Here is a 12,713-nt window from a genome sequence, read left to right on the forward strand (position 1 = left end):
GATGACTATAATTATTGTATATAATTTTAAAAACAATAAGAATACTGAGATTTTATTGGAAATTTTTAACCAATCTATTGGAAAGTTGTTGTTTCAAAATGATAAAATAATTTGCTATAAATGTGAATTGAATCATATACACAATATATGTCAGAAAATCTATGAAGTTTTCAATAATAATAAAACATTGAAAACAGAAGATGAAATAAAAATATTACATATAAATGAATTTGAAACTCATATGAAAGTTATTAGGTTAAAAAAAGAAGGGAATGAAAGAGTAAACAAACTTTCCTTTGCACATATGAATGATAATAAGTGGCTTAATATTAATGAAAATTGAGTATGATGCTTGACATATTAGAAGGAAGATGTCTGAATTGTCATAAAGGTGAAATGTATGTAAACTCAAACCCTTTTGTTATGACTAAATTTTTTCAAATGCCTGAAAGATGTTTCTTATGTTCTACATAATTTAAAATTGAACCTTCTTTTTTCTTTGGAACAATGTATATAAGTTTTGGTTTAAGTGTTTCTAATTAACTGCAACTACCTATATGTTAAATTATAAGTATTGAACTTATTTAAATAGTTGTTTCAAAGTAGTTGAATGCCTGCCTTTGATTAGTTCCCCCTTCATTGGTAGGCTATCAACAAAATATTTTAAAACTTTTTTAAAAATCAAATAATCTAATAATATATAATGGAATCAATATTTAAAACTTGGAAAACAAGCAGGAACTTGTTTTTAGAATTTTTGGACACATATACTTTGGAAGAACTGAATAAAATTCCTGAAGGATTTAGTAATAATCTAATATGGAATATAGGGCATATAATAGTTGCACAACAGGCCTTAATATATAAATCGTCTAATGTCAAAGAATATATCTCTGAAGAATTATTTGAACTTTATAAGCCAGGAACAAAGCCAACTGAACAAACTACTGCAGATGAGATTATGGAACTCAAAGAGCTTTTGATATCCTTAATTGAAAAAACAGGACAAGATTTTTATACCAAAAGGTTTATTTCTTTTAATGAAAGAATGACAGGAACAGGGTTTCATTTAAGCTCATTAAAAGATGCTTTTGAATTTAATAATTATCATGAGGGCTTACATTTAGGGTACATGATGAATATTAGAAAATTTCTTTAAAAGAAATATAGCGGATAATGTCTAATGTATTCTTTAACATTTACTTTTCTTTCCAGGAAATGATTGAATTATGTCATTAATTGGTTTGTAATAAAAACTTATCAGCAAAACTTATTAAAATGAAATATGATTAGCCCAAGATATATAAAATACCTTTTTTTAACTGTGACGGTATGGCTATCCTTTTTTATAACATTTCAGATTTCACTTTCGTATATCTTAAACGATTTTCAAAATCCTGTTGACTCTCTTTTATTTTTAATAATTGTTAGCTTCCCTGTTGCATTAATTTCTGGAATTCTTATAGAAACTATAGATTATATAATGTTTGATTACAACATATTACGTGATTCGTATCTTTTAAAAATTTTTACAAAGAGTATTTTACATGTAATAATATTTTTAATAGTTATATACAAAGTCGCATTTTACTTTTCAAATCAAGCTATAGAACTCGGAATTAAAACTACAAATGCATTTAATTTTGTCACCACTGAAAATGGTTTTCTATTGTTATTATTATATTCTTATTTAATTAGCTTTTTAGTGAACTTTCTGCGTCAAATCAACCAACATCTTGGGCATAAAACACTATTGAATTTTTTAATCGGTAAATACCGTAAACCTAAAGAAGATAATCGTATTTTCTTGTTTCTAGACTTAGATAACTCAACGACGTTAGCTGAACATATGGGGCATTTTAAATATAGTTCTTTAGTACAGGATTGTTTTAAAGATTTAACGCAAGTAATTTATAGATATGATGCGGAAGTATATCAATACGTAGGGGACCAAGTTGTTTTACATTGGAAAAACACAGCTAGGAATAAATCTTATCTAGTTGAGTTATTTTTTTATTACGAAACGGTTCTGAATAATAAAAAGGAGTATTATCAAAATAAATATGATGTACTTCCATCATTTAAGGCTGGAGCAGATGTAGGCCCCGTAATGGTAAGTGAAGTAGGTGAAATAAAAAAAATGATCGCCTATCATGGAGACGTTTTAAATGTTGCAGCTAGAATAGAAGGATTATGTAAAACCCTAGGAAAAAAATTTCTCGTTTCTCAGCACTTTTTTGAAAGTGAATTTAGTACCCCAATCAATATAGATATAGACTATGTAGATACCAGAATGTTAAAGGGCAAAACAAAAAAAATTCACATCTATAACATTTCTAAACAGCATAATCAATCCGTTAACATTTGAATTTCATCAATAAGTATTAAGTAATTTAAAATAGAATATATGAAAAGTCAATTTGTCATCTTATGTTTTACCTTATCCTTTTTCAGTTGTTTTTCTCAAAAAATGACCTTCAATGTAGAGTTTTCAAAAAATTACGCTACGCTTGATTTTTTAAACAACCTTTCGTCCAATTATTCATCTAATCCATACAAAGAGGTATTTAATAATTCAAAGTATGACACAGAAAAATACAAAGAACTTATAATTGATTTTGGGAAAATCAATATTTTTTATCAATATGAATACCCTCAATACCCTTATGGAAATAAGATAGGAGGCAATACTTATTTTATTTTAGGCAGAAACCTTATTGAAAGTAATAATCTGAAAGAATTTAAAAGAAAGTCCTTTGGTATAATTCCTAATCATGATTTAAATAAGCTATATGAAATTTTGCTTGCGTTTCAACCAGTTTATGACGAATTAGTTTTTAAACCTTGTAAATTAAAGTTCAATCAACAAATACAGAAAACCCGTGAGTTAATTTCAAAAGTGGACATTGACAAGCTATTTAAACAAACAGTAAACTTTCACAAATCCAACTGGGATTTCTCTATTCCTTTTAAACTTTCCATGTACCCCATACCTAATGCACGGAAAAGAGGTTTTAGTGCTACAGCTTTTTATAATATTGCAATCGCCGGAATCCCTCAGGGGTTTGAAGATTTTGAAGAACTTTTAGCAGTACTATTTCATGAGTCCTCACATATTGTATATGATGAACAATCACTTCTTGTAAAAAAGGATATAGAAACTTGGTTTAAAAATAGTAATTCAAAATCATCAAATTATGCTCAGCTTCTGTTTAATGAAGCTATCACCACTTCTATTGCTAATGGGTATCTATATCAAAAATTAAGCGGAGAACTCCCTGAGGGAAATTGGTATAAAAACAAATTCATTTCAAATATGGCTCAGAAAATATATCCGTTAATTGAAAAATATTTTAATGAAAATAAAACAATTGACCAAGAATTCATAAACGATTATATCACTGTTTTGGATGAAGAATTTCCAAGCTGGATTCAAGATATTGACTTTATATTTATGCAACGATTCGTAATTTCTGAAAATAAAGAAGTTTATAAAAATTTGATGAAGAATCATAGATTCTCGAATATCAATGAATATGAAGCCAAATTAGATGCTCTTACCATTGAAAAAATGAAGACCCATCCAATAACCAAGATTATCCTTGTTACAGATAAAAACCAGCATAAGTTAGATTTGATAAAAGAAAGTTTTGAAGAGTTAAAAGAATGGAAACCGGACGTAAGCTCTGAATTTACTTATATAAAATTCTTGAAGGATAAAACATATTTGATTATCATCAATTCTCATTCAGAAGACATTTCCATATTAATGGAGAGTTTATCTTTTCAATAAATCGACAAAATCGTAGAGCTAGCATAAAACTATTTTATAATCTTTTATTCCAAATTTATAATGATAAGAGTAGTATATACTTGGCATGTAGAGCCAGAAAACTTAAAATTATTTATTGAAACTTGGAAAGTGACTACAAACAAAATTCATAAAACTGTTCTAGGGGCTAGAGGAAGCTTTATGCTAAAAAACTTTGAAAATCACAAGGAAATAAAAACTATTGCTCGATGGAACGCTATGAAAGATTGGAGAGCTTTTTGGGGTACAAAAAATCCTGAGCAAATGCAGTTTATGCATCAATTGGGAAAAAGAGTATCTGTAGAAACATATGAGGAAATTGATGATTATACTCAATAATTTCAATTTTTCAACATTCTAATATTTTCTTCATTGCCTTCTTTCAAATAAAAAACAACAAAGGTCAACTCTTTTTCTTTGGAAGCATTATCAAAATGCAAAATTGTTTTATTTTTTGGCTCGTAAAAGGCATCTCCCTTGTGTAATAATTGTTGTTCTTGCCCTTCAACTTCAAAAATAACACTCCCAGAAGTAACATATCCAACCACAGGACATGGATGGATATGTTTTGGAGCTTTAATACCTGCTGCTAGTGTTATCTCTTGAATATCTACTGATGATAAACTTTGATTAACTATTTCCTTAAGTAGTTCTTTTCTACTTATATTTTGTGCAAAAAGTGAGGAACTACAAAAAACTATGCATACTAGATATCCAAGGGTTAATTTTTTTTTCATGTCAATCATTTTTTTAAAAAATCTCCATCAATAATTAACAGTTTTACTCCGTCTTTTGCAATTGAACGATGAGAACTTAACTCATCTGAAACAATATATGTCATACCCTTTACTAGTTCAATTTTTTTTCCATTTTGTAATTCACTAACAAATGTACCTTCTAGGCATTGTACTATATGTCCTTTTTCGCACCAATGATCAGCAACATAGTCTTTAGAATATTCAACTATACGAATGCGAAGACCATTATAATTACTTGTTTGCCAATACGCAACGCCTGTTTGGCCTTCATGTTCAATTCTTGGAATTTTTTTCCAATCTATAGCTTGAAACGGAATAACTAATTTATTGGTATTCATTAAATTTCTTAACATATATTATTTGTATATAACAATTTTGTTCTATTCTTCTCCATTATAACTATGGTTCCTACCTAAACGCTTTCTTATCCTACTTAAAGCCTCTGGTGTAACGCCAAGATATGATGCTAACATGTATTGCGGCACTCTTTGTATTACCCGAGGGCGATCTTTTGCTACGTTTGAATATCGTTCCTCTGGAGTATTTAGAATAAAAGAGGCTTTTATATCACACACCTTTATATATAAACTTTCTGCCAATAACTTACCAAATTCTACAAAATTTGGTATTGTTTTATACATATGTTCTACATCTTTTTTTTCAAAAATAATTACTGTACTATCTTCAATAGCTTGTAAATAAGTCAACGATTTTTTCCCTGTTAAAAAACTTGAATAGTCTGTACAAAAACCATCTTCAAAGAAAAATTGCTTACTATATTCTTGACCATCTACAGAATAAAACCCTCTAAAAGCCCCACTATTTATAAAAGCAACAAAAGAACACACCTTACCTTGTGTTAGAATAAATTCATTCTTTGAAAATTTCTTTACCGTTGTCAATTCCTCAATTCTAAGAATATCCTTTTCTTCTAATTGTATAAATTTTTTAAAAAATGCTATAACCTGTTCATGCATAATTATTTTATTTAAAATTGAAACCGGTAACCAAAATCAGGAAAGAAACCTGCTTGGTTTATTTGATTAACATTATTAGTAATTCTGTTATATTGTCTTATAAAAACATTATCTCTATTGGTAATGTTCTGAAGGTCAATGTAAAATTTGTGAGATGATTTCTTTTTATTACTATTTAATGTAAAACCTAGTTTTAAATCTAGTCTCATGTAATCATCGTACTGTTGACTAAACGCCAAATCATCCTGCAAAATTTCATAGCCAGCATTTTGAGATGCTTCTAAATCAACAGGAGTATAATATTTTCCTCCAGATGACACAAAACGAGCATCTATTGAAAAAATATTTTTCTTTTGTTTTCCGATTTTATATTCCTTACCTGCTAAAAAATTAACAATATAACCATTATCAAAAGGAGTACTCCTTTTTATTCCATCACTACCTTCATACTTACTTTCAAATATAGAACTCGTTATTAAAGCATGAAAACCTTTACTAAATGATTTTTCTAAAGTTAATTCTAATCCCTTATTTTCTCCTGTTCCGGAACTTACCAAGTTCGTATTATCAGACGAGAACGTAAAATCAGCTCCTTCAGTCAAAGAAGAATAACTAGATGGAGTTTCATCAATTGCAGCATTGTCTATCTTTTGATAATAAGCTTCTATTTTGGCTCTCCAACTTCTTGTTAGCTTAAAATCATATCCCAAAACATAATGCTGACTTCTTACAAAATCTAAATCTTCATTAGGGTTTAAGGTCTCTCCATTTACTTCCTCACTTAAAAATAGCAAGGGTGTAGGTACATTTTGATGGTGAATACCATACCCTATATTAATCGTATGCTGTGGTTTTATCTGCCATGACATTGATGCTCTAGGTTCTATAACGAATTGCTTATTTAGGTCACTATACATGGTGTGTATTCCTGCATTTAATGTCAAGGTTTCAGTTAATCTATATTTTGTCTGTACATAAGGTTGAAACACATTATAACTTCCATTAATATTCCTAATAGTAACTAAATCTGGATCACCATCATTATTTCCATCCTCTTGCTCATCTCTCTCTTTTCTGTTCAAATCTGTTGAAAAATTCTCAAATAAAAGCCCTGTTCTTAAAGTGAATTTATTATTAATTTTGGTGTTAAATAAGGTTGAAAATGTTAATCTGGATTCCTCATTATTGCTTTCAGCATATCTTATAATTCTTTCATTATCAGTATCTAAATCAATGATTCGATCTTCCTCGTAATCACTATTGTTAAAAGCACCCGCTATAACCGTTTTTAAATATGAACTTTCTCCAATACTTAGTAAGTGTTTAGCACCTAAAACACCAATAGTGGAGGAAACATAGGAGTTTTCGTCTTCTGCCGAAAAAAGGTCATCTTCGTCATAATCTTCACCAATTAAATCGATACTTGAAGTGCCCATTATTCCAAATAGAGAAAAGCTACCTAATTTACTTTTTCCTAAATTGATATTATAGGAGATATCAGCATAATTTGGAGTATCACTTGTACCTGCGCCTCCAATAAGTCCAATAAGGGAGTATCTCGCAGCTACTAAAAATGAACCGTTATTCTTTTTATTCAATGGCCCTTCTGCGGTTCCTTCTAAGCCTGAAAATGCTCCCATTTGGAACGAGTACTCATATTCATCTTTATTTCCATTTCTAAAACCTAAATCAAAAACACCTCCAATAGCGTTACCGTATTCGGCAGGAAATGCAGAGGTTATGAAGTCTGAATTTTTAAGAAGATTAGGATTCAACGCAGATACAGGGCTACCAGTTGTACCCAAAGCCGAAAAATGGTTAGGGCTTGGAATAGGAATACCCTCTACGCGCCATAATAATCCAGTTGGGGAATTCCCTCGAACTACGATATCATTACGGCTATCGTCTGGTGAAGCTACACCTGCAAAATTACTGGCTAATCGTGCTACATCATTCCTACCTCCAGCATATCTTCCGACTTCTTTTACACCAAATTGACGTGCGGAAACTGCCGAAAATTTGTTTAAGGATTTTACTTTGTTTGTGCTACTGGTAAGTACTACTTCATCCAATTTCGCAAAAGATTCCGTTAATGCTACTGTAATATTTATATCTTTTCCTGTATTCACTTCTATATTAGAAATTGTATTGGTTTCGTATCCTATATAACTAATTCTAATCTCTTGTCTTCCAATAGGTACATTATCTAGTGTAAAATAACCATCAAAGTCAGTTATAACACCTACTAGTTTATCCGGCAATAATAGTTCTACACTTGCTCCCATAAGAGGAAGCTCTGATTGTTTATCTAAAACTTTACCTTTTATTGTTCCGTTTTGACCGAATGAACTCAAAGCTTGAAAAATAATAAGCATAAATAGGAATTTCTTCATGATTCTTTTATATTAATTTGATTTTCGGCAAAGGAACATCCAATTAGCACCTAAATTCGTTGATCAAAATCAATAAAGTTCTTTTTAACAAATCATAAAGTTTTCATCCATATTAGTTATTTAAATAATAAAATCACTAATTTTTAAAAGATACCTAGTAATCCCAATTTTTGTATGTTTTATTATTGTTTTTCATGTCTTCAAAGAGCCAAACCATTCTATCTAAATACCAACTCTTACCTAAATATGCAAGGGCTACACCAAGTATTGCTCCCCATATTGAGTAATTTACAGTAGCCCAAATAGATAATAACATTCCCATAGAAGAAATTGTATTTAGAATTTTATAAATTGGACTATTGTGAATTTTAGGAATAGAAATCTGGTCTCTATTTAAATATACGCGTTCACCCATTACTGACTTAGAAGCCCAATTTTTAGTTGACTTTGGTTTTTTGAAAAAAATGGGATTAAAAAACATCCAAAGCAGAGAAATAAGTCCTGGAATAACACACCACCATCCAATCCACAACCTACTCCAAAACGCAAAAATTATAATGGGTAAAACCGAATACCTGGTCCATACACTCCATGGATTAGAATGTTTTAACCAATTTTCGTCAGTCAAATTAAATACCTTGGCAACTTTTCTTTCTAGAGTCATTATCTATAATTTTATGATGTATATTTTTTCAAAACCATGGCTGCACAATGGCCACCAAAACCAAAACTATTAGTAAGTGCATATTTTACATTTTTTTCAGTTTTTCTACCCAAAGAAAAGTTTAGGTTCGTAGGAATACGCTCATCTATACTTGCTGTGTTTATAGTTGGCGGTATCATATTTGATGATAGTGTTAAACATGTTGCAATAGCTTCAATTGCTCCAGTTGCTCCTAATAAATGACCAGTCATAGACTTTGTTGCACTGATAGCAATCTTATCCAAGCTTTTTGCAAAAAGCTTTTTTATGGCCATAATTTCGGATATATCTCCTAAACCTGTAGAAGTAGCATGTGCGTTGATATAATCGATTTTATCTGCAGATATCGCGCTCTCTTCTATGGCTTGTTTCATTGCTAAGTAAGCTCCTTGACCTTCAGGATGAGTTCCTGTAATATGATAAGCATCAGCCGTTTCAGCTCCTCCAATAATTTCAGCATATATTTTAGCTCCTCTTTTCTTGGCACTTTCCAAACTTTCTACAACTAAAGTTCCAGCACCTTCACCAATTACAAATCCATCTCTACTTTTATCAAATGGTCTCGAAGCCGTTTTATAATTTTCATTGTTCATAGACAAAGCTTTCATAGCATTAAAACCACCGATAGAAGATTTTGTAATCGGCGCTTCTGATCCTCCTGTGATAATTATGTCAGCTTTTCCCCATTTAATATAATTGTACGCCTGAATCAATCCATTGGTTGACGAAGCACAGGCTGTAACCGGACACGAATTTACCCCTCTCAAACCATGGCGTATTGATAAAAGACCAGCAACACCATTTGCTATTAGTTTAGTAATAAAAAAAGGGTTAAATCTTGGAAGGCTAGCATTTTCAAAGAAATTTAATATTTCGTTTTCAAATGTTTCAAAACCACCAATTCCACTAGAGAATATTACTCCAATTCTGTCTTTATTTAAATTTTCAAATTGTAAATCCGCATCTATAATTGCTTCTTCACAAGCTATGAGTCCATATTGGTTAAATCTATCCAATTTTCTTGATTCCTTTCTATCAAAGTAATCTAATGGGTTATAGTTTTTGACTTCACAAGCAAAATTCGTTTTGAAATTAGTGGTATCAAAACGAGTGATTTTATCTGCTCCAGAAATACCCTTCAACAAGTTTTTCCAATAGCTTTCCACTTTATTCCCAATAGGTGTTATGGCACCTAATCCAGTTATCACTACTCTTTTCATTTTTTTTAATGTTATCATATACCGTAGAGTATATGGGTTTGTAAATTTTTTTATTTAACAATTAAACTATTAATTTCTCCCTCTAAATATTCAATATTTTTTAATAATATACTGGACTGATTTAATGTTTTGGATAACATGATACTTCCTTCAATTAATGCAACCATTCTTGTTGCGAATTCCATAGTATTAACTTTTTTTAATTCTTTTTTTTGGATACCCTCATCTAAAATATCAGCAATTCTCGTAATCCAATTTTTGATAGCTTTTGTAACTTCCTCTTTTAGTATAACATTTCCATCATCAGCATCGATTGCCGTATTTAAAATGGCACAACCACCATTTTCAAAAATAATTTTATATTCTACTTTGTAATGGTTTAGAAATGCGAAAAGTTTGTCGGCAGATCGTTGCTCTCCTTTAATTTTATCATTAATACCCTCACTTTGAAAGGCGTAATTATATCTGAACGCTTCTAAAGCAACTTCATTTTTATCTTTGAAATTTCCATAAATACTACCTTTAGTTAGGCCAGTAGCATTTGTAATATCCGACAAATATGTGCCTACATATCCCTTCTTGTTAAATATACTTGCTGTTTTTTCAATGATAAATTGTCTGGTCTTATCTGATCTTATCATTCGGCTAATATACTCTACGGTATATGAAAAAACAAGCTTTATATAAAATTACTATTGCATTATTCAATTTGGAAAACACAAAATATGTTTACTACGTAGATTTAATTGTTTCAAAATTTAAAGATTGAATAAGATATTTTAACTTAGCGACTTTGTTCAGTATCACATTATCTGCAAAGTAAACAAGGAACACTATCCTGAGTTATATTCAAATTATTTAAAACTTGAAAAGCTAATAGAAATCTTTTAATATATTTTTATTTTGTAAACTCAATTACTAGGAAAACGGAGAAGGTTATTGTAATGAAAAGTTCATTCCTAAAATGAACGTGTTGTGTAAGTAATAAAATGAGCCGTTATGTTAGTAGTTTCTGGAATTAGTCTATCATTATTCTTAAGTGTACTTATTTTTTTTAAAAAAAACAGAAAAAATGTTGATACAATTCTGTCTTTTTGGTTATTCATCGTCTTCATTCATTTGATTTTATTTCATTTATCCAATAATGGTACAATTGAAGAATATCCTTTTTTAGCTGGTATCCAGATACCATTTCCTCTATTACATGGGCCTTTTCTTTTTCTTTATGTTTCTGAACTGACCAAAACACATAAAAGAATTAAGATTCCATCTTGGCTTCATTTCATTCCTTTTATTTTAGTCATTATTTATCTTGTCAATTTTTTCATTCTACCTGGAAAACAAAAAATAGATATTCTTAAAAATGATGGATATGGATTTGAAAATTTTATAGTTTTTAAACACATTCTTAATATAATATCTGGTCTAGCTTATATAATTTGGAGTTTATTTTTGATAAAGGCTTACAAAAAAGCGCTTCAAAACCAATTTTCTACACTTCCATATATCAATTTAAAATGGCTTGAATTTTTATCTGGAGGATTAGCTATTGTTTGGTTTGTAATAATTTTTGCTAATGAAAGCTTAATCTTTACCACAGTTTCCATATATATTATATTAGTGGGGTATTTTGGTATTAAAAAAGGTGAAATAAATTCCAATACTAAAATTGATGTCTTAGAAAGTCACAATGTGTTAAAACAAAGTGAAATAGTGCCACCTAATGATTCTTCTAAACAAACTACAACTCGGTATTCTACTTCTGGCATTAATAAAGAAAAAACAGAATTAATAAAATCTGGTCTTGAAGAATATTCGAAAAAAGAAAAAGCCTATTTAGATCCAGATTTATCATTAAATATTTTAGCAAATAAAATTGGTGTTCATCCAAATTATTTATCCCAGTACATTAATGAAATTTTAAAAACTTCATTTTTCGATTATATTAATTCACTTCGTATTGAAGAATTTAAAAATAAAATAGCCAAGGAGGAACATGAAATATATAATGTTTCTTCATTAGCATATGATTGTGGCTTTAACTCTAAGTCTTCTTTTAATAGAAACTTCAAAAAAATAACAGGTAAAACTCCAACTGAGTTTATAAAATCATCGAATAAATAAAATTCTCCCAATTTAATTTTTTAAGCTTCATTATTTATTAAAACAAAGGTGTGTCATATTTCAATATGGGTCGTTTAGAGGGTGAATATAAAGCACCTTTGCCGAAAATTTAATAAATAACTTTTATGAAAAAACTTAGTTTTATTTCTGCTCTAATATTTTTTATGGGCAGTACAATTATTTCAAACGCACAAGAGAATCTAACAAAAAAAATCTTTGTCGGTTATGAACTTTTAGAAATGTCAATGAATGAGTTCAAATACTTTGCAGGTGAAGTTGGCTATAGGTTTAACCCAAAGCACCAATTAAGCTTAAGTATTGGAGAAGTTGATATGACAGAGAGGCACTTATCTAGTAATGAAGCCGCAGCCGTAGATGGCGATAATGTGGAGGGCTACTTTAGAATTTATGAACTTACTTATAGCAGGTTTTTTGGCAAACGAAAACTCTGGCATTATGGCGCAAACGTTGGTTATGTATACGATGAGTATGATCACTTAATCTCGGATAATGAAATAAAAAACCATACACTTACGGCTGGAGTTAATTTCGGTTTTCAAAAAATGGATATTTTTAAAATTAAGCATCTTTATTTGAGAGTTTTAATACCAATCAGGTATAATTTTAATTCAATACCAGAGCAAGAATGGGGAGAAACTACAATAAGAGAGCATAAATTTGTGCCCAATACTTGGCTCTTCTTAGGATACAGTTTCTAAAATCAAAA

At 29.8% G+C, this 12,713-nt stretch carries 14 protein-coding genes; 7 read left to right on the top strand and 7 right to left on the bottom strand.

Annotated features, from left to right (window positions below):
* Window position 1: 1 nt before the first annotated feature.
* The 5 genes from UH1x_RS16940 (at window position 2) to UH1x_RS16960 (ending at window position 4,150) form a co-directional block, all read left to right on the top strand.
* The gene (locus UH1x_RS16940; protein ID WP_482623155.1) at window positions 2–343 is read left to right on the top strand and encodes a hypothetical protein; all 342 of its coding nucleotides are present in this window, start codon (window positions 2–4) and stop codon (window positions 341–343) included.
* Between the two features lie 360 nt (window positions 344–703).
* Window positions 704–1,159, top strand: a complete 456-nt coding sequence (locus tag UH1x_RS16945; RefSeq protein WP_482623156.1) for a DinB family protein — start codon at window positions 704–706, stop codon at window positions 1,157–1,159.
* A gap of 126 nt (window positions 1,160–1,285) precedes the next feature.
* Window positions 1,286–2,368, top strand: a complete 1,083-nt coding sequence (locus UH1x_RS16950; protein ID WP_482623157.1) for an adenylate/guanylate cyclase domain-containing protein — start codon at window positions 1,286–1,288, stop codon at window positions 2,366–2,368.
* A gap of 39 nt (window positions 2,369–2,407) precedes the next feature.
* Complete coding sequence (locus UH1x_RS16955; protein ID WP_482623158.1) at window positions 2,408–3,793, top strand: hypothetical protein; 1,386 nt, start codon at window positions 2,408–2,410, stop codon at window positions 3,791–3,793.
* A gap of 60 nt (window positions 3,794–3,853) precedes the next feature.
* Entirely contained in the window at window positions 3,854–4,150 is a 297-nt protein-coding gene (locus UH1x_RS16960; RefSeq protein ID WP_482623159.1) for a hypothetical protein, read from the top strand.
* A gap of 2 nt (window positions 4,151–4,152) precedes the next feature.
* On the opposite strand, the gene UH1x_RS16965 is transcribed toward UH1x_RS16960, so the two are convergent.
* From UH1x_RS16965 to UH1x_RS16995, 7 genes are all read right to left on the bottom strand, one after another.
* A complete protein-coding gene (locus UH1x_RS16965) occupies window positions 4,153–4,548 on the bottom strand; it encodes a cupin domain-containing protein (protein ID WP_482623160.1) in 396 nt (131 codons plus the stop codon).
* Between the two features lie 5 nt (window positions 4,549–4,553).
* Complete coding sequence (locus tag UH1x_RS16970; protein ID WP_482623161.1) at window positions 4,554–4,922, bottom strand: DHCW motif cupin fold protein; 369 nt, start codon at window positions 4,920–4,922, stop codon at window positions 4,554–4,556.
* 27 nt (window positions 4,923–4,949) lie between these two features.
* Window positions 4,950–5,546, bottom strand: a complete 597-nt coding sequence (locus tag UH1x_RS16975) for a Crp/Fnr family transcriptional regulator (RefSeq protein WP_482623162.1) — start codon at window positions 5,544–5,546, stop codon at window positions 4,950–4,952.
* An 11-nt stretch (window positions 5,547–5,557) separates the two neighbouring features.
* Window positions 5,558–7,939: a TonB-dependent receptor gene (locus UH1x_RS16980; RefSeq protein WP_482623163.1), complete on the bottom strand. Its 2,382-nt coding sequence runs from the start codon at window positions 7,937–7,939 to the stop codon at window positions 5,558–5,560.
* Window positions 7,940–8,093: 154 nt separating this feature from the next.
* Entirely contained in the window at window positions 8,094–8,603 is a 510-nt protein-coding gene (locus UH1x_RS16985) for a DUF6653 family protein (RefSeq protein ID WP_482623164.1), read from the bottom strand.
* A gap of 11 nt (window positions 8,604–8,614) precedes the next feature.
* Window positions 8,615–9,862 (bottom strand): beta-ketoacyl-ACP synthase II, encoded by a 1,248-nt coding sequence (gene fabF, locus UH1x_RS16990; protein ID WP_482626521.1) that lies wholly within the window; start codon window positions 9,860–9,862, stop codon window positions 8,615–8,617.
* A 50-nt stretch (window positions 9,863–9,912) separates the two neighbouring features.
* Window positions 9,913–10,503: a TetR/AcrR family transcriptional regulator gene (locus tag UH1x_RS16995; protein WP_482623165.1), complete on the bottom strand. Its 591-nt coding sequence runs from the start codon at window positions 10,501–10,503 to the stop codon at window positions 9,913–9,915.
* A gap of 358 nt (window positions 10,504–10,861) precedes the next feature.
* Between UH1x_RS16995 and UH1x_RS17000 the strand changes: the two genes are divergently transcribed.
* Window positions 10,862–11,986, top strand: a complete 1,125-nt coding sequence (locus UH1x_RS17000; RefSeq protein WP_482623166.1) for a helix-turn-helix domain-containing protein — start codon at window positions 10,862–10,864, stop codon at window positions 11,984–11,986.
* 125 nt (window positions 11,987–12,111) lie between these two features.
* Window positions 12,112–12,705, top strand: a complete 594-nt coding sequence (locus tag UH1x_RS17005) for a hypothetical protein (RefSeq protein ID WP_482623167.1) — start codon at window positions 12,112–12,114, stop codon at window positions 12,703–12,705.
* Window positions 12,706–12,713: the final 8 nt, after the last annotated feature.

This window comes from Maribacter sp. UH1 (assembly GCF_056839145.1).

Excerpts from the sequence above, each read along its gene's own strand:
- UH1x_RS16940 (WP_482623155.1), top strand. The coding sequence starts at position 2 with ATGACTATAATTATTGTATATAATTTTAAAAACAATAAGAATACTGAG.
- UH1x_RS16945 (WP_482623156.1), top strand. The coding sequence starts at position 704 with ATGGAATCAATATTTAAAACTTGGAAAACAAGCAGGAACTTGTTTTTA.
- UH1x_RS16950 (WP_482623157.1), top strand. The coding sequence starts at position 1,286 with ATGATTAGCCCAAGATATATAAAATACCTTTTTTTAACTGTGACGGTA.
- UH1x_RS16955 (WP_482623158.1), top strand. The coding sequence starts at position 2,408 with ATGAAAAGTCAATTTGTCATCTTATGTTTTACCTTATCCTTTTTCAGT.
- UH1x_RS16960 (WP_482623159.1), top strand. The coding sequence starts at position 3,854 with ATGATAAGAGTAGTATATACTTGGCATGTAGAGCCAGAAAACTTAAAA.
- UH1x_RS16965 (WP_482623160.1), bottom strand. The coding sequence starts at position 4,548 with ATGAAAAAAAAATTAACCCTTGGATATCTAGTATGCATAGTTTTTTGT.
- UH1x_RS16970 (WP_482623161.1), bottom strand. The coding sequence starts at position 4,922 with ATGTTAAGAAATTTAATGAATACCAATAAATTAGTTATTCCGTTTCAA.
- UH1x_RS16975 (WP_482623162.1), bottom strand. The coding sequence starts at position 5,546 with ATGCATGAACAGGTTATAGCATTTTTTAAAAAATTTATACAATTAGAA.
- UH1x_RS16980 (WP_482623163.1), bottom strand. The coding sequence starts at position 7,939 with ATGAAGAAATTCCTATTTATGCTTATTATTTTTCAAGCTTTGAGTTCA.
- UH1x_RS16985 (WP_482623164.1), bottom strand. The coding sequence starts at position 8,603 with ATGACTCTAGAAAGAAAAGTTGCCAAGGTATTTAATTTGACTGACGAA.
- fabF (WP_482626521.1), bottom strand. The coding sequence starts at position 9,862 with ATGAAAAGAGTAGTGATAACTGGATTAGGTGCCATAACACCTATTGGG.
- UH1x_RS16995 (WP_482623165.1), bottom strand. The coding sequence starts at position 10,503 with ATGATAAGATCAGATAAGACCAGACAATTTATCATTGAAAAAACAGCA.
- UH1x_RS17000 (WP_482623166.1), top strand. The coding sequence starts at position 10,862 with ATGTTAGTAGTTTCTGGAATTAGTCTATCATTATTCTTAAGTGTACTT.
- UH1x_RS17005 (WP_482623167.1), top strand. The coding sequence starts at position 12,112 with ATGAAAAAACTTAGTTTTATTTCTGCTCTAATATTTTTTATGGGCAGT.